Origin of the sequence: Allobosea sp. LjRoot90 (assembly GCF_964254315.1) — a bacterium.
In the GTDB taxonomy this organism is placed as follows: domain Bacteria; phylum Pseudomonadota; class Alphaproteobacteria; order Rhizobiales; family Beijerinckiaceae; genus Allobosea.
Genome location: NZ_CAXUTF020000008.1, coordinates 71,781 through 87,695 on the forward strand (window position 1 = coordinate 71,781; position 15,915 = coordinate 87,695).

Sequence of the window (15,915 nt, forward strand, 5' to 3'; positions counted from 1 at the left end):
GTCGGCTCAGCGTCGCTGGATCTGGATCGAGAGCGGCTTCGGCTCTTCGACCTGGATCGCCGGGAACGCTGTGATGCCGCCCCGGATCGCTGTCGGATTGAAAACCACGCGGGTCGCGTTCGATTTCGACGCGACCACGGCCGGACCGGTCCCGCTCTGGAACTTCAGCTTGGCCGGTGCGACCGGATCGAGCGCCAGTCCGCAAATGTCCTGGCCGTCGATCAGGACGCTTCCCGCCTCGCCGACATCGACCGAGGCCTCGCTGTAGCGCGGGCGCAGTTCGTAGATCTGGGCCTCGCAGCTGCTCCCGGCCGGCGCCGACAAGGTCACCAGCTTGGCCAGAGCAGCGCCGACGATGACCGCAGGACCGCCCTGAGAAGCAGGGTTCTGCTGTCCCAGGGAGGGCGCGGTCGCATTCTGCTGACGACTACCCTGCTGACCGGCAGCAGGCTGCGTCGCCTCGCTAGTCCCAGGTGTCAGAACCGGGGGGGCCTGATAGGGCCCCTCGGACGCGCCGCCCCGCGTCAGATACCAGCCCGCTCCGGCGGCACCGGCGAGCAGTACCAGCGCCGAGGCCGCAATCAGCGGCAGGCGTGACGAGGAGGAACTCGATGCCGGCTTGTCGCCGAGCACCGAGCGGCGCGAGCGAGGCGCCTGCGGGCTCTTCAGCACATCGGCGATCGAGGGCTCATCCGTTGCCGGGCGTGGCTGGACGACGGTCTGCCCCGGCTGCGGCTCAGCGGGTTGCTCGGCGGTCTTGGGCTCGAACGGTCTCAGGGCCATCGAAGACGATCCCGACGTAGCCGGCCGTTCCGGCGCGGACGCAGCGGCCTGCGGTTCGAAGGAGCCGCTGCGCAGGAAGATATCGATCGGCGCGGCGATGTCAGCGAGGGACGAGACAACCACGATATGGTGCGGCTGACCACCGAGAATCTTGCCGAGGATCGCAACCGCGCGCTCGGCCTCGTCGCCGCGCGGCACCAGCGCCAGCACCGGCGTCGCGCCATGCTCGGCGTCGGCGAAGAGATGACGGCAGCGGTCGATCTTGGTGGTGAGATGGTATTCCTGCTGGGTGACGCGCGCTTCGCCCGCGGTATCGGCGACGGAAAGATCGATCGCGCCCGTACCCCAGATCACGAGCTTGGCTTCGGCGGCCTTGTGTGTCACCGCCTCGCCATGGGCGAGCGCGCAATGGGCCGCGAGCGTCGGCACCATCCAGCTCTTGCCCTGATCGATCGCACCGGAGGCGGCGAGGCGATAGCTGCCGCCGTCGGGCAGGCCGAGAATCTGGCGCAAGGGCTCGCCGGGGCGCAGCAGATTGCTGTACTGCGTGCTCCAGGGCTCGCAGACATCGGAGCTCTCGGTCGCCAGCACGACACGCGAAACCGGCACGCGTGCCGACCAGGCGAGTTTCTTCAGGATGATCGGCTGGTCGGTCGTCGGCACCACGACGAAGACACCGGAGCGCCTGACGTTCTGATCTCCCGCCATCATCTTCTCTCGCAGGCCCTGCCGTCCCTTGCGCCGGGCAAAAACGCCGCTTTTGGCAGCGCTCCCGACCTTACAGCAGATAAACGCCCGCGAGCGGGTTGGCGAGCATCAATCGCAGCAGGTCGCGCTCGGCATCCTGGCGCGGCAGGTCGATGACGATGTGCTTGTCGACCGGCGCCGGCAACGGCAACCGCACCACGCCCTCGACCGAGACGACCTCGATCATGGTCGGGGCCGGGTCGGTCTCCGACAGGCACTGGATGACCAGGGCCGGCGGCGCATCGTCCTCCTCGATCACGTCGAGCTCGAAGGAGCCGATGCGGCGGTGGGTCGCGCTGCTGTCATAGGCCGCGGCGGCGAGTTCGCTACGCGCCACGGCCTGGAAGGAAAGCAAGCGGCGATAGAGCCGTGCCGCCTCCGGATCGGTGCGGATGGCGCGCTCAGCGGCGAAATTGACCGGCTCGCCACGAACGCGGCGGGCATGCGCCCAGAGATCCGCGCGGCTGATGCTCGTGGCAACCGCCTCCTCCGGCTCAGCGCTCGCAAGCGCCGCCAGAACCAGGCGGGCCGTGGCGCGGCCGACGCGGGGGTCGTCTTCGAGCGGACCCTGGTTGAGGAAGTCTGTCATGGCCGTTTCGATCGCCCTTGATAGCGCTGCGAGAAGACGTCGGTGAACCGCGCCTCGTCGCTGGCAGCCTGGGCGACCAGGTCCGCCGTTTCGCCAAAGCGCTTCTGTTGCTTGTTGATCCGGTGCAGGGCTGCTGCGACCGTTCTCAGTGCTCCCCCATGCCTTGCGAAGGTCAGCGCCAGTTTCGCATCGTCGATCCGGAAGCTGGCACGATCATGACGCCAGCGCCGCAGCAGCTTCTGGCCCTCGGCCGTCGCCGCATCGCTTTGCGGGCCCTCGATCGCCTCGAGCGCGTTGGCGATCAGCAGCAATTCGTCGAGCCGCTTGCCCAACACCGCAAGCCCCGTGGCGATACCGGCATAGTCGAAAGCTTCCGGGCTCTGGTCGACCTGGCCACGATTGGAGCCAGCGATACGGCGGCTCGCCTCGACAAGCCGGTTCTCCCAGGGAGCGACGGCGCGCGAGCGGACCAGCGTCAACGGCTGCTCATGAGCGAGCGGCAAGATGGCGAGTGCCCGGCCGATCGATTCGCGCTCCTCCTTGTTGAGGAATTTCGGCTCGACCGGCAGGCGCATCAGCGCGGCGTAGACACGCTCGCGCACGACGCCGTCCTCATCCTGCTCCTCGGGCTCGTCATCCTCTTCCTCGGGATCCTCCGGCTCCAGCTCGCCGAGCACAGCTTGATAATCCAGCCAGGCGATCAGCGCCTCCTCGGGATTCTCCGAAGGCTGACGCGTCATCAGGGAGTCTATCGAGGCGGGTGCCATGAAGTCGCGGCGGCCGACGCTCGAGCGCTCCTCGCGAATGAGGGCGCTAAAACGCTCGGCGAAGCGGGCGAAACTCCAGGTCTCGCCATGCAGCAGGGCGAAGCTCCAGAGCGAGACGAGATCCTCCGGATCGAACTCGCGCTGACGCTCGCGCCGACCGGAGGCGTTGAGGAAGGCCTCGCGCTGGCGGATCAGGTCGGCGAAAGCGAGCAAGGGCAGATGCCGCCGGCGCCAGGCCCGCATGAAGCGTGCCGGTTCCTGAACCGCCCGTTTCAGCCCGTCCTCATCGAACGCAGACAGCGCGAAAACCGCATCGAGCGCCGTGCGCAACGCCGCGAGCCCGCCCTCCGAACGCTCGTCCGCTTCGGCGGCGAAGAGGAAATCGGCAAGGCCGAGCGCGCGCCTGACCCGGCTCCAGGAGAAGGAGCGGGTCTTCGCATCGCCCTTGTCTGCTCCATAAGAGAGAACGATCTCGGTTGCCGAAGCTTCGATGGTGGCGCCGGCGAGCCTGATGGATACCGGCCCGTCCTGGCGCAGCGGCCGCAACAGGATGCCGCTCTCGTCGAGCATGCAGCCGATAGCGGCGTCGCGGGCCGGCATCCGAGGGGTTGCCGTCAGCGCACCGAGCGAGAACAGCACCTGGAGCATGTCCCAGAGTGGCAGGTCGGCGTTCTCCGAGCCGCTGCCGGTGATCGCCAGAACGAACTTCTCGGTGTCCCGCGCGGAAAACCGGCGCGAAGACGCGATCGTACTGATCTCCGCGACCCGTGCCGGGTCTATCCCCCAATCCATGTCTCAAATATCCGCATCGAACGCCGGTTCAGCTGCAGCGATCGGAACGCCTGCCCATTCCGCTCGCCTCAGGCCGGCACATATTGCTGCCATAATTAAAGTAACAAGCCGCCCGGTCGATGTCGACCGGGCGGCATTTTCGCAAGAAGGGTCCGGGATTTATGGTTACCCCGCAGCCTTCGATCAGCGGGTGGCGACCTTGCTGACCACCAGCCGGTTGCCGGAGAAGGTGACCTGGCCGTTCAGACCAACCAACTCCATCATCAGGCGGAAATTGCGGGTCAAGCGGGCCGAGTCGGCGGACGTCGAGTAGAAGAAGTCGGCCGAGGTCGAGGTCATCTGCGTGGCGCGGTGGGCGCGGTAGCAACCCCAGCGGACGAACTCGCTCTCAACCCGGTCGACTTCCGTGGTGGTGAAGTCGCGCAGCTGGATCACGAAATCGGTCGGCAGGTTGTTGCAGCCGTCGCCGCCAGCCGCAACCGGCGCGGGGCCGCCACCGGCTCCGCCGCCGAGGACGATGCCGTCCTTGCCGACAGCCGCCGCACCACCGCTCGGGCGGGCAAAGCCTTCGAGCTTCTGGGCGATCGCAGCGCCGAGATCGGTGGCGAGAAGGCGCGACTGGGTGCCGACGGTCTCGAGCAGGCACTCGGCGCTGCAGGGGTTCGGCAGGGCGGGCAGCTGGAAGCCGCCGACCTCGAAGGCCGCGATGAACTGGCCGGAGCGGACGTTGAGCACGCGGCCGGCGATGCGGATTTCGGGGAAGCGGATGTCGGCAGCGACGGCGCGGCGGGCCGAGGCATAGATCTGGTAGACGACCATGGCGTCGACCGGGGTCGAGACGGCACGGGCGATCTCGATCAGCTCGGCGTCGCGACGGCGGACCCGGGCGGTCTGGGTGATGCCGAGCGCCAGGCTGGTCTCGTCATAGACCTGGAAGCCGCGGGTGTTCAGATACTCCGAAAGCTGGAGCTGAACCCGGTTGAAGATGCGGTTGTTGCGCGGAACCGTATCCGGATCGGCATCATCCGACATCACCAGGAGGTTGATGCGGGAATTCGGCGATTGAGCGTGGGCGACGGCTGCGAAGGACATCAGCAACGCGAAGCCGAGCATGAGACGCTTGAACAAAGCCATGACGGTGCCCCCTGAGGCAAATGGTTGTTTCGGGAAGACGGTAGAACTCAGCCGGTGATGGCAATGACCTCGACGCGGCGATTGACGGGTGAATACGGGCTGCGCGGGTTGCGCAGCATGTCAGGGCCGAAGCCGTGGGCGACGAGGCGGCCAGGTCCGATCTCGCCGTAGGAAACCAGCCAGCCGCGGACCGCGGCAGCCCGCTCCTGCGACAGCTCGACATTGTAGTCGTAGCCGCCCTCGGCGCTGGTGTGCCCGGCGATCAGGAAGCGCTGATCCAGCAGGATCGGATCGCGCAGCGCCAAAGCGAGCCGCATCAGAGTCGCCTCCGCGCCACGGCGCAAGGAAGCCGAGTCGTTGTCGAAGAAGACCGTGACCTCGACGCGGCGGGTCAGGTCGATCACGACATCCTGGCCATACCCGCGTGGATGGACCCGGCGCGGCACCGGCGCGACGCGGCGCACCACGACCCTGCCGCCACCACTTGCGCTACCACCTGAGCGGCCCGGTACGCGATCATGCGGTGCCAGCGAACGCAGGATGTTGGTCGCGCCCTGATCAGTCTGCGCCAATGCAGGAACGGCGCTGAGCAGCGGCAGCGAAAGGACGAATCCGCCGAGCGCGCGGCGGGACATCATCTGCGGAAGCTCGATGTTGTCCTTGCGCTCATCTGCGTTCTTCATAGCCAGACCCCCTGTTTACCCTCTCTTCGCATAGTCCTGTAGCCTCGACAATGCGACGGCCCGGTCGGGTGAAGGCGGGGCGCAACAATGACGTTGCCCGAGCTTTGCCACTGTTTGCCGGATTTTCGCAGCGAGCTGCATTTTTTCCTGAACAGTGGATGAATGCGCGGCCTCCTACGCGCGCGCGTTCATCACAGACGCTCCGACTTTGCGCGTGCATTCGCGAAACCGGCTCAAGGTTCGCCAAGGGCCTGACAACGTGCCCAGCGCACACCCGTTCATGAGGAGACCCGCCATGGGCTTCCAGCTCGACCAGACCGCCCGTCAGCGCAGCAGCCGCCTGCGCTTCGCCGTCGCCGCGCTTGCCATCCTGGTCTCGGCAGGCGCGACCTTCGCCCAGTCCGAGCGCGAAGGCGCGCCCGGCGCCGCGGCGACCCAGCTGGCGCAGGCCAGCGGAGGTAACTCCGATGCGCCAAAGATCGCCGAGCGGCCGCAGTCGCTGAAGCTGGAATTCTCCTCGCGCACGGTCTCGTTCGGCGTCGCCCAGGCGGCCCGCGAGATCATGACGACGCGCCAGATTCCGTTCGCGCCCGGCAGCTGGGACGTCACCTCCGACGCACGCCGTGCCATCACCCAGCTGCGCGACGTCTTCCGCGGCAATGCCCCCAAGGGCGCGCCCTTCGCCATCCTGGTCTCGGGCGGCGACGAGGTGGTCAATTATCGCCGCGCCCGCGGCCTGCGCACCGCCCTGATCGAGATGCAGCTCGAAGACGCCGCCAAGGTGGTGATCGCCGCCCGCGCTGCCGGCGAAGGCCAGGCCAGCGACGACGGCAAGGCGCGCGTCGATCTCGTCCCGCTCGACCCGGCGCGCTGCGGCGGCTGCGGCGACGCTTCCTTCCGCACGCTGGCACTCGATACCGGCGTCCAGAAGCTGGTGCGCGCCACTGCCGAAGATGCAGTCGTCCCGGCCTCGCAGGTCGCCGGCAAGGACAGCAAGGACACGGCCGATGTCGCCGCCGCGCCGGTGCGCCAGCAGGCCACCGAGAAGGCGCCGCAGCGCGCCCAGGCACCGCGCCCGGCCCAGAAGCCGACCCTCGATCGGCCGGCGGAGCCACGCTACGACGGCCGCACCGTCTGGGCCGACACCGACGATTACGGCCAGCAGCGCCGTCGCATCAATCGCAGCGTCAAGCGCGGTGGCTGCCAGATGCCGGATATCGTCATCGACGACTACTATCCGGGCGGCCCGCTCGTCGGCTGCGACGGCAGCTACGGCCCGCGCCCGCGCTGGTGAGCTGCGAACTCCATCTCTGATATCAAGGCGCGCTAGCCGACTCGTTCGGCGAAGCGCGCCTTCAGGCGTGGCAAGGCGAAATCGGCAAAGGCGCGGACCTTGGCGACGGAGAGCCGGCCTTCCGGCGCGACGAGATGGACCGGCAGCAGTTCCGGCTCGCAATCCGTCAGCACCAGCTTGAGCCGGCCACTGCGAACCTCGTCGGCGACCTGATAGCAAAGCGGGCGCACCAATCCATGCCCGTCGACCGCGGAAGCGATCGCCGCCTCGACCGAGCTGACCATCAGGCGCGGCTTGACCCTGACCTGGCGCGGCCGGCCGCCTTCTGAAATGGGCGGGAAGGTCCAGAGCTCGCCAGCCAGCGGGTGGATCTGCGCGATGCAGCGATGGCCGGCGAGATCGCCCGGCTCCTGCGGCACGCCATGCTTGGCGAGATAGGACGGCGCGGCGCAGACGATCTGGCGCACGCTGCCGATCCGGAGTGCGATCAGGCTCGAATCCGGCAGATGGGCGATGCGCAGGGCGAGATCGACGCCCTCGTCGAGCAGGCTGACGACGCGATCCAGGAGCAGCATCCTGACCTGAACCTCGGGCTGCTCGTCGAGGAAGGCGTCGACCAGCGGGCGCAGGAGGCGCGTGCCGGCAACGACCGGGGCGGTCAAGGTGAGAAGGCCGCGCGGCGCGGCGCGCTCGCCAGCCGCCTGCAGCTCAGCCTCCTCCAGATCGACGAGCACCCGCCGGCAGGCGGCGGCGTAACGCTCCCCAGCTTCGGTGAGACGGATCATCCGCGTGGAGCGGTCGAGCAGCCTCGCCCCGACATGGCCTTCGAGCGCATTGATGGCGCGCGTCACGGCTGGGGCCGAGCGCCCGAGCCTGCGTCCCGCACCGGCCAGGCTGCCCTCGTCGAGCGCGCTGACGAAAACGCGCATCGCTTCCAACCGATCCATCGTCATTCCATTTTCTGGAAGAATAGCTTTCCTTGTATAGCCATTCTGCCGAATTTCGTCAGCCCATATGTTTCCCTCACGAAATCGGCCGGCTCGTCGCCGGCCAGCGCGAGGAACCTTCAGATGACGCAGGATTCATTCAGCCGCCGCGACGCCTTCGTCGCCCTGTCCGCGACCGCCACCGGCGGAGCCTTCGCCGGCTTCGCCACCCCGGCGCAGGCAAAGGCACCGACGCAGCCCACGCATCACCGCACCGTCAGCATCGACGGCATCGATCTCTTTTACCGCGAGGCTGGCCCGGCCGATGCGCCGGTGCTGCTTCTGCTGCATGGTTTCCCGAGTTCCTCGCGCATGTTCCGCAACCTCATTCCGGCGCTGTCCGACCGCTATCGGGTGATCGCGCCGGATTATCCGGGGTTCGGCCACAGCGCAGTGCCGGATCGGGCGAGCTTCAAGTACGGCTTTGCCCGCTTCGCCGAGCTGATCGACACGTTCCTGACCGAGCTCAGGATCGACCGCTTTGCGCTCTATGTGATGGATTACGGCGCGCCGGTCGGCTTCCGCCTCGCTCTGAAGCGGCCCGGCCAGGTGACGGCGCTGATCGCCCAGAACGGCAACGCCTATGAGGAGGGCCTGCGCGACTTCTGGGTTCCCGTGAAGGCCTACTGGGCCGACGACACGCCGGCGGCGCGCGAAAAGATGCGCGGCGGGCTGACCCTGGAGGCGACGCGCTCGCAATATCTCGACGGCGCCGCGGACAAGAGCCTGGTCGATCCCGACAGCTGGCTGATCGATCAGATGCTGATCGACCGGCCCGGCGTCAGCGAGATCCATCTCGACCTGTTCAAGGACTACCGCACGAATGTCGCGCTCTACCCGCAGTTCCACGCCTTCTTCCGCGAGCGCAAGCCGCCGACCCTGCTCGCCTGGGGCAAGAACGACTTCATCTTCCCGCCGGAAGGCGCGCGCGCCTATCTGCGCGACCTGCCCGAGGCCGAGCTGAACCTGATCGACAGCGGCCATTTCGCGCTGGAGGACAAGGGCGAGGAGATCGCGGCGCTGATCCGCGACTTCCTGGGGCGCAAGCTGAAGGTGTGAAGGCAGCCGCGGCCATCTTTCCGGGGCGCCGCGCAGCGGCGAGCCCGGAACCCATACCCGCAGGCCTAGGAGGAATGGCGCTGCCGCCGCCGCGGCTAACTAACAGGACCTGTGTTCATGGGTTCCGGGCTCAGGCCTATCGGCCTGCCCCGGAATGACGGCAATTCAGACGATCTGGTTCAGCAACTCGCCTTCACCGCGTTCCAGCTGACCGAGATTGTCGAGCAGGATGTCGATGACGTTGCCCTCATAGGCGCGGGTTTCGCCGGCGCTGTGCGGGGTCAGCAATACCTGCGGCATTGCCCAAAGCGGCGAGGTTGCAGGCAGCGGCTCCTCATAGACGCAGTCGATGCCGGCGCCGGCAATCCGGCCGGCCTCGAGCGCGGCAATCAGCGCCGGCTCGTCGACGACGCGGCCACGCGCGACATTGATCAGGTTGGCTGATGGCTTCATCGCGGCGAGCGCAGCGGCGTCGATCAGCCCCTCCGTCTCCGGCGTCAGCGGGCAAGTCAGCGCGACGAAATCGGCCTGCGCCAGCGCGGCGTGCAGTTCTGCCGGCAGCACGATCCGCTCGACATTCGGCTCCGAGCCAGGCCGGCGGCGCACGCCGATGACGCGCATGCCGAAGGCCGAGGCGATCGCCGCGAGGCGGAGGCCGATGCGGCCGAGCCCGACGATCACCAGCGTACGGCCGCCAAGCTCGTCCTCGCGGCGGGAGCGATCGCCGATCATCGGCCGCCAGAATCGCTTGGCCTGGTTGTCGCGGGCGAGATGGAGCTGGCGCGCCAGCGCCAGGATCAGCGAGATCGCATGCTCGGCGACGGCGCGCTCATTGCCGCCCTGGGCACTGGCGAGGCGAACACCCGCCGCGGCCAGCTTTTGCTTATCGAACTGGTCGGTGCCGGCGCTGATCGACTGGATGAAGCGCAGCTTGCTCAAGCCCGCCAGCATGTCGTTGCGCCAGAGGCCGGAGACGACCAGCACATCGGCCTCATGGGCGCGGGCCTTGAGGTCCTCGACGGTCCGCACCTCGAAGCTCGCCGCCGCGCCATTGCGGGCCAGATACTCTTCGCGCAACTGATAGGCCGCATGCGCGAAGCCGATGGTGAGCGCGGACTGCTTCGGCCAGGGCTGCATGCTCTTCGTCTCCGGATGGCTGGAATCACCTGACGATAGCGACGGGGCGTCGCTTCGTCCCGCACTCACCCGCATGCACCCGCTGCGGCAGCCGCGCAGCGGAGTTCAGGCCGATGCGAGCGCATCCGCCAGCCGCGCCCACGCGGCCTCATCGCCCGGCAGGCCGAAGCGTAGGCGCGAAGGATCGTGCTGGAAGCGACGGACATAGACCCCGGCCCGGCCGAGCCGCTCGAACAGGGACGCCGCGCGCGACATCTCGAGCAGGCGGTAGAGAACGGCCCCACCTACGACCCGGCCGAGTGGTGCAAGCAGGGCATCGAGCCGTCCGGCGTCAGCGGCGCGGGCTTCAGCCGTGGTCGAGAGCCACGCCGCATCGCGCAGCGCAACAGCCCCGACATGCAAGGCCGGCCCAGCCACGGCCCAGGGTCCGAGCATAGTATGCAAAGCGTCAGTCAGGCGCGGTTCACCGATCGCGAAACCGAGGCGGAGGCCGGCCAGCCCATAGGCCTTGCCGAAGGAACGCAGCACCAGTGCCCCCTCCGGCAGGGTCGGCAACAGACTCATCTCGGGCGCAAAGTCGGCAAAGGCCTCATCGACGACTAGCAACCCGCCCCGCGCAGCCAACGCCCCAGCCAGTTCGACCAGCGTCTCACACGCAACGATGCGCCCGTCCGGATTGTTCGGATTGACCAGCACGACGACATTGGCGTCGCCGACTTCGGCGAAGTCGGCGATCTCGCGCACCTCGGCACCCACCTTGCGCCAGGCCGGCGCATGCTCGCCATAGGTCGGCCCGAGCACGGCGACGTTCGCAGCGGGTACCAGACGCGGCAGCAATTCGATCAGGATCTGCGTGCCCGGTGCGGCGACGACGCCGCTTTCGGGGCGAGCGCGATAAGCCTCGCGGGCCGCCGCCAGCAGCATTGCCTCCTCGGCCGTGCCCGGCAAGCGCTGCCAAAGGCTTAACGGCAGCTCCGGAAGCGGATAGGGGATCGGGTTGATACCGGTCGAGAGATCGATCCAGGGTTTTGGCGCCTGCGGAAACAGCGCCTTGGCCGTGGCGAGATCGCCGCCGTGCCAGATCGTCTCCTTCGTCTCCCCGGCCGCCATGTCGCTCTCCGAAAGCCTGCCGCTGCTTCTCGCCGCCCTCGTGACCGAGGCAGCGATCGGCTATCCGGCGCGCCTGTTCGCATGGATCGGCCATCCCGTCACCTGGATCGGCGGGCTGATCGCCTGGCTCGACCGGAGCTTGAACCGCGAGTCGGCGAGCTTCGCGGTGCGGCGGATGGCCGGCGTCGCGGCGTTATTGATCCTGCTCGGCGTGACGCTGGCCGCCGCTCTGGCCCTCGTTGCGCTCTGCCGTCTCGCCGGCGTCCTCGCTTTGCTGCCGCTGGCGCTGCTGGCCTCGACGCTGCTGGCTCAGCGCAGCCTCCATGACCATGTCGCCGATGTCGCCGCAGGGCTTGAGCGGGACGGCCTCGCCGGCGGGCGCAAGGCAGTATCGATGATCGTCGGCCGCGATCCGGAGAGCCTCGACGAAGCCGGGGTGGCGCGTGCCGCGATCGAGAGCCTGGCCGAGAATTTTTCCGACGGGGTGGTGGCGCCGGCCTTCTGGCTCGGCGCCGGCGGCCTGCCGGGCGGCGCGCTCTACAAGGCGATCAACACCGCCGATTCTATGATCGGCCACAAGCACCCGCGCCATCTCGCCTTCGGCTGGGCTGCGGCGCGGCTCGACGATCTCGTCAACCTGCCGGCCTCGCGGCTGACTGCCTTGCTGCTAATCGCCGCCGCGGCGCTTGATCGAAATGCCGATGCCGGCACGGCCTGGCGCGCGGTGCGACGCGACGCCCAGCGCCATCGCTCGCCCAATGCCGGCTGGCCGGAGGCAGCGATGGCGGGGGCGCTCGGGCTTCGCCTCGCCGGGCCACGCGTCTACGGATCGGTCAGGGTCGAGGATGGCTGGATGGGCGATGGCAGGGCGGAGGCGACGGCGGCGGACATTCGGCGGGCGCTCACCCTCTACCGGCGCGCCTGCCTGTTCCTTTGGGGGTTGGCGGCAGCTGGAAGCCTCGCCGCGCTCGCCCTCTAGAACTCGATCCCTTCCTGCGCCTTCACGCCGGCGGCAAAATGGTGCTTCACCAGCGTCATTTCCGTCACGAGGTCAGCGGCCTCGGTCAGCTCCGGCTTGGCGTTGCGGCCGGTGACGACGATGTGCAGGTCGGAGCGACGAGCAGCCAACGTCGCGACCACCTCCGCGAGCGGCAGATAGTCGTAGCGCAGGGCGATGTTGAGCTCGTCCAGCACCAATAGCCGGATGCTCTCATCCGCCATCAGTTCCTTCGCCTTGTCGAAGGCGCGGGTCGCGGCGGCAATGTCGCGGGCCTTGTCCTGCGTCTCCCAGGTGAAGCCCTCGCCCATGGAGTGCCAGGAGACCTGGTCGCCGAATGCGTCCAGCGCCTTGCGCTCGCCGGTCGACCAGGCGCCCTTGATGAACTGCACGACGCCGATGCGCCAGCCATGGCCGAGCGCGCGCAGGATCAAACCGAAGGCGGCGGTCGACTTGCCCTTGCCCGGGCCGGTGTTGACGATCAGCAGGCCTTTTTCGAGCGTCTTGCCGGCGACCTCCGCGTCCTGAACCGCCTTGCGCTTGGCCATCTTCGCTTTGTGGCGGGCGGCGTCCTCGGTCTCGTCCATCGCTACTTCACCTGCATCGGCAATCCGGCGACCATGAAGACCACGCGCCCGGCCTGCGCCGCAAGGCGCTGATGCAAGCGGCCGGCCTCGTCGCGGAAGCGGCGGGCGAGCGCATTGTCCGGCACGATGCCCAGCCCGACCTCGTTCGAGACCAGCACGACCGGTGCCGTCGCCTCGCGGCAGGCCGCGATAAGCTCGCCCGTCGCGATCGCGATATCGCGCTCGGCGAGCAGCAGATTGGTCAGCCAGAGCGTCAGGCAATCGACCAGGATGGGCTGCCCAGTCCGGGCATTGCGGATCGCCTCCGGCAGGGCGACCGGGGCGTCGACCGTTTGCCAATCGCGGGACCGGCGGGCGCGATGCTCGGCGATGCGGGCACGCATCTCGTCGTCATAGGCCTGGGCGGTGGCGATATAGGTCCAGGCGGGCGGCAGTGCCTCGATCAGCGCCTCGGCATGACGGCTCTTGCCGGAGCGGGCGCCGCCGAGGACGAGGGTGAGCGGGGGAAGGGTCATGTGAGCCGCCATGCGCTTTCCAGTCGGGCATTGCATTGCACAGCGACCACCGGATGGCTAATGATCATCCATGACGGTGCCTCGACGACGAGGTGAAAAGGGAACGCGGTGAAGGACCGCGGCTGCCCCCGCAACTGTAAGCGGCGAGTTCCGCGCCATCGGCCACTGGTTTTTCGACCGGGAAGGCGGCGCAGGACATCAGACCCGCGAGCCAGGAGACCTGCCGTCATTCGATGTCGTCCAACAGGCTGCCGGTGGGGTGGCCAGGAGTGAGCCAATGAACACCGCAACCGTTACCAGCCAGGCCAGCGTCTCGGAACGAGCGAAAGCCGTCGCCGCCGCGCTGATCCTCGGCTTCGTGCTGATCTACACCGTCGGCTTCGCCGCCTCGTCCAATATCCACAACGCGGCGCACGACACGCGTCACGGCCTCGCCTTCCCCTGCCATTGAGGGGAAGCACATGGTCACGCGTGTTCTCACGGTCAGCATCCTGGCCGGGCTCTTGGCTGGGCTGCTGATCTCGGCACTCCAGCACGTCACCACCACCCCGCTGATCCTCAAGGCCGAGACCTATGAGGCGGCGCTGCGTGTGCAAGGCGCCCCGATGCAGGCCGCCTTCACCGGCGACGCCCGCATCATTCTCGTCCATAACGACCCGAAAGCCGGGGCGGAACACACCGGCGAGCACGAATGGAAGCCGCAGGACGGCTTGCAGCGCACCGCCTTCACCAGCCTGGTGACGATTGCGACCGCGATCGGCTTCGCCGCATTGCTGCTTGCCGGGATGATCGCGGCCAACGAGCAGATCGACCAGCGCCGGTCGCTCGCTTGGGCCATCTGCGGTTTCCTCGCCTTCGGGCTCGCTCCGGCGATGGGGCTGGCGCCGGAACTGCCGGGCTCCGCTGCAGCCGAGCTCCAGCAACGCCAGCTCTGGTGGCTGCTGACGGCCGTGGTCACTGCCGGCGCGCTCTTCGTGTTCCTGCGGGTCGAAGCCTCCTGGGCCCGGGCGCTCGCCGTGCTGGCACTGCTGCTGCCGCATCTGATCGGCGCGCCGCACCCGGCCGCGCCGGAAAGCAAGGTGCCAGCCGAGATCGCCGCGCATTTCGCCGCGCTCTCGCTCGCCATCCAGGCCGCGCTCTGGCTTGCCACCGGTTTTGCCGTCGGCGTGCTCTGGCCGTGGCTTGCGCGCCGCAGCGCCGCGACAGCGGCGGCCTGACGCCTCGCGCGGCCGGCGACGGCCGCGCCAATCCAAGGAGGCGTTCATGCTCGAAGGCGATCTCGCCCTCGCGACGCAAGCCCGGCTGGAGCCGGGCTGTACCATCCATGTCTGCACCGTCTGCCGGCGCCAGCGCGAGGACCTGCCGGAGGGTTATGACCAGCCCGGCATCGGCTTGGCCGCGGCGCTCTCCGAACGCATGGCCGGCAGCGGCATTGCCGTCATCCCGGTCGAGTGCCTGGCCGTCTGCAAGCGGCCCTGCACGATCGCGCTCACGGCCGACGGCAAATGGACCTATCTGATCGGCGATCTCGACGCCGGTCTTCATCTCGACGAGATCGTCGGTGCGGCGGAAAGCTTTGCCGCCAGCGCCAATGGCATCGTTCCCTGGAAAGAAAGACCCGTCTCGTTCCGCAAGGGCGTGGTCGCGCGCGTGCCGCCTTTGCCGCGCCAGCAAGGATCAGATCAATGAACGCTCCGCAGAATACCGCGCTCGGCAAGGTGCCGTGCACGATCATCACCGGCTTCCTCGGCGCCGGTAAGACCACGCTCGTCCGCCATCTGCTCGAGAACGCCGGCGGCAAGCGCCTCGCCGTGCTGGTCAACGAGTTCGGCGATCTCGGCTTCGACGGCTCCTTCATCGCCGGCTGTGGCATCGAGGGCTGCACGCAGGAGGACATCGTCGAATTGCCGAATGGCTGCATCTGCTGCACCGTCGCCGATGATTTCGTGCCGGCGCTTGAGAAGCTTTTGAACCGGCCGAACCCGCCGCAGCACATCCTGATCGAGACCTCGGGCCTTGCTTTGCCCAAGCCCCTGGTGAAAGCCTTCAACTGGCCGGCGATCCGCTCACGCGTCACCGTCGACGGCGTCATCGCCGTGGTCGACGGGCCGGCAGTGGCCGAGGGCCAGTTCGCCGATGATCCGGAAGCGCTGAAGGCGCAGGCGGCGCAGGACCAGGCGGTCGACCACGACAACCCGCTGGAGGAGGTGTTCGAGGACCAGATTCTCTGCGCCGACCTGATCCTGCTCAACAAGAGCGACATCCTCGACGCGGCCGGCCGCGAGCGGGTCAAGGCCGAGATCGCCCAGCATTTGCCCAAGGCGATCAAGGTGGTCGAGACGGCCCATGGCAAGGTCGAGCCGGCGCTGATCATCGGGCTGGGCGCTGCAGCCGAGGCCGATCTGGCGGCGCGTCCTTCGCATCACGGCGAGGGCGAAGACCACGACCATGACGATTTCGACAGCGTCGCGCTGCCGCTGCCGCAGGCGGCCTCGCCGGAGGAACTCGTCGCCCGCCTCGCCAAGGCGGCCGAGGCCGAGGGCGTGCTGCGCCTCAAGGGCTTCGCCGGCATCCCCGGCAAGCCGATGCGGCTTGTGGTGCAGGGCGTTGGCCGGCGTGTCGGCCATCACTACGACCGGGCCTGGGGCGCTGAAGAAGCGCGCGACGGCCGCCTCGTGGTGATCGGTCTCAAGGGCTTCGACCGCGCCGCCGTGGAAGCGGCGCTCGCCGGATAA

At 68.2% G+C, this 15,915-nt stretch carries 17 protein-coding genes and 1 riboswitch; of the genes, 7 read left to right on the forward strand and 10 right to left on the reverse strand.

The window, feature by feature from the left end; genetic code table 11:
* Positions 1–6: 6 nt before the first annotated feature.
* The 5 genes from ACSQ3M_RS24160 to ACSQ3M_RS24180 form a co-directional block, all read right to left on the reverse strand.
* Positions 7–1,491, reverse strand: coding sequence for a hypothetical protein (locus ACSQ3M_RS24160; protein ID WP_436152621.1), 1,485 nt, complete (start codon positions 1,489–1,491; stop codon positions 7–9).
* A gap of 70 nt (positions 1,492–1,561) precedes the next feature.
* A complete protein-coding gene (locus tag ACSQ3M_RS24165; protein ID WP_436152622.1) occupies positions 1,562–2,119 on the reverse strand; it encodes a hypothetical protein in 558 nt (185 codons plus the stop codon).
* Entirely contained in the window at positions 2,116–3,678 is a 1,563-nt protein-coding gene (locus tag ACSQ3M_RS24170; RefSeq protein ID WP_436152623.1) for a hypothetical protein, read from the reverse strand. The genes ACSQ3M_RS24165 and ACSQ3M_RS24170 overlap by 4 nt, the downstream gene beginning before the upstream one ends.
* A gap of 183 nt (positions 3,679–3,861) precedes the next feature.
* A complete protein-coding gene (locus ACSQ3M_RS24175) occupies positions 3,862–4,812 on the reverse strand; it encodes a hypothetical protein (RefSeq protein WP_436152624.1) in 951 nt (316 codons plus the stop codon).
* A 47-nt stretch (positions 4,813–4,859) separates the two neighbouring features.
* Positions 4,860–5,495: an OmpA family protein gene (locus ACSQ3M_RS24180; RefSeq protein ID WP_436152625.1), complete on the reverse strand. Its 636-nt coding sequence runs from the start codon at positions 5,493–5,495 to the stop codon at positions 4,860–4,862.
* Between the two features lie 295 nt (positions 5,496–5,790).
* Here ACSQ3M_RS24180 and ACSQ3M_RS24185 point away from each other — a divergent pair, with 295 nt between their 5' ends.
* The gene (locus ACSQ3M_RS24185) at positions 5,791–6,789 is read left to right on the forward strand and encodes a hypothetical protein (protein WP_436152626.1); all 999 of its coding nucleotides are present in this window, start codon (positions 5,791–5,793) and stop codon (positions 6,787–6,789) included.
* A gap of 32 nt (positions 6,790–6,821) precedes the next feature.
* Here the strand turns inward: ACSQ3M_RS24185 and ACSQ3M_RS24190 are convergent, their stop codons facing one another.
* Positions 6,822–7,736, reverse strand: a complete 915-nt coding sequence (locus tag ACSQ3M_RS24190; RefSeq protein ID WP_436152627.1) for a LysR family transcriptional regulator — start codon at positions 7,734–7,736, stop codon at positions 6,822–6,824.
* A 123-nt stretch (positions 7,737–7,859) separates the two neighbouring features.
* On the opposite strand from ACSQ3M_RS24190, the gene ACSQ3M_RS24195 reads away from it, so the two are divergent.
* The gene (locus ACSQ3M_RS24195; RefSeq protein ID WP_436152628.1) at positions 7,860–8,834 is read left to right on the forward strand and encodes an alpha/beta fold hydrolase; all 975 of its coding nucleotides are present in this window, start codon (positions 7,860–7,862) and stop codon (positions 8,832–8,834) included.
* A 165-nt stretch (positions 8,835–8,999) separates the two neighbouring features.
* Here ACSQ3M_RS24195 and ACSQ3M_RS24200 read toward each other — a convergent pair whose 3' ends face one another.
* Both ACSQ3M_RS24200 and cobD read right to left on the reverse strand, forming a co-directional pair.
* Positions 9,000–9,971, reverse strand: coding sequence for a D-2-hydroxyacid dehydrogenase (locus ACSQ3M_RS24200; RefSeq protein WP_436152629.1), 972 nt, complete (start codon positions 9,969–9,971; stop codon positions 9,000–9,002).
* Positions 9,972–10,076: 105 nt separating this feature from the next.
* Positions 10,077–11,081 (reverse strand): threonine-phosphate decarboxylase CobD, encoded by a 1,005-nt coding sequence (gene cobD, locus ACSQ3M_RS24205; protein ID WP_436152630.1) that lies wholly within the window; start codon positions 11,079–11,081, stop codon positions 10,077–10,079.
* On the opposite strand from cobD, the gene cbiB reads away from it, so the two are divergent.
* Positions 11,080–12,060, forward strand: coding sequence for an adenosylcobinamide-phosphate synthase CbiB (gene cbiB / locus ACSQ3M_RS24210; RefSeq protein ID WP_436152631.1), 981 nt, complete (start codon positions 11,080–11,082; stop codon positions 12,058–12,060). The genes cobD and cbiB overlap by 2 nt on opposite strands.
* On the opposite strand, the gene cobO is transcribed toward cbiB, so the two are convergent.
* Entirely contained in the window at positions 12,057–12,665 is a 609-nt protein-coding gene (gene cobO, locus ACSQ3M_RS24215; protein WP_436152632.1) for a cob(I)yrinic acid a,c-diamide adenosyltransferase, read from the reverse strand. The two genes, cbiB and cobO, sit on opposite strands and share 4 nt — an antisense overlap.
* A 2-nt stretch (positions 12,666–12,667) precedes the next feature.
* A complete protein-coding gene (gene cobU / locus ACSQ3M_RS24220) occupies positions 12,668–13,180 on the reverse strand; it encodes a bifunctional adenosylcobinamide kinase/adenosylcobinamide-phosphate guanylyltransferase (protein ID WP_436152633.1) in 513 nt (170 codons plus the stop codon).
* Positions 13,181–13,238: 58 nt separating this feature from the next.
* A riboswitch (cobalamin riboswitch) is annotated at positions 13,239–13,422 on the forward strand.
* 35 nt (positions 13,423–13,457) lie between these two features.
* On the opposite strand from cobU, the gene ACSQ3M_RS24225 reads away from it, so the two are divergent.
* Genes ACSQ3M_RS24225 through cobW form a run of 4 tightly spaced genes read left to right on the forward strand, consistent with a single transcriptional unit; the run spans position 13,458 to position 15,915 of the window.
* Positions 13,458–13,631, forward strand: a complete 174-nt coding sequence (locus tag ACSQ3M_RS24225; protein ID WP_436152634.1) for a CbtB domain-containing protein — start codon at positions 13,458–13,460, stop codon at positions 13,629–13,631.
* A 10-nt stretch (positions 13,632–13,641) separates the two neighbouring features.
* A complete protein-coding gene (locus ACSQ3M_RS24230) occupies positions 13,642–14,397 on the forward strand; it encodes a CbtA family protein (RefSeq protein ID WP_436152635.1) in 756 nt (251 codons plus the stop codon).
* Between the two features lie 46 nt (positions 14,398–14,443).
* Positions 14,444–14,869: a DUF1636 family protein gene (locus tag ACSQ3M_RS24235; RefSeq protein ID WP_436152636.1), complete on the forward strand. Its 426-nt coding sequence runs from the start codon at positions 14,444–14,446 to the stop codon at positions 14,867–14,869.
* The gene (gene cobW, locus ACSQ3M_RS24240) at positions 14,866–15,915 is read left to right on the forward strand and encodes a cobalamin biosynthesis protein CobW (RefSeq protein WP_436152637.1); all 1,050 of its coding nucleotides are present in this window, start codon (positions 14,866–14,868) and stop codon (positions 15,913–15,915) included. The genes ACSQ3M_RS24235 and cobW overlap by 4 nt, the downstream gene beginning before the upstream one ends.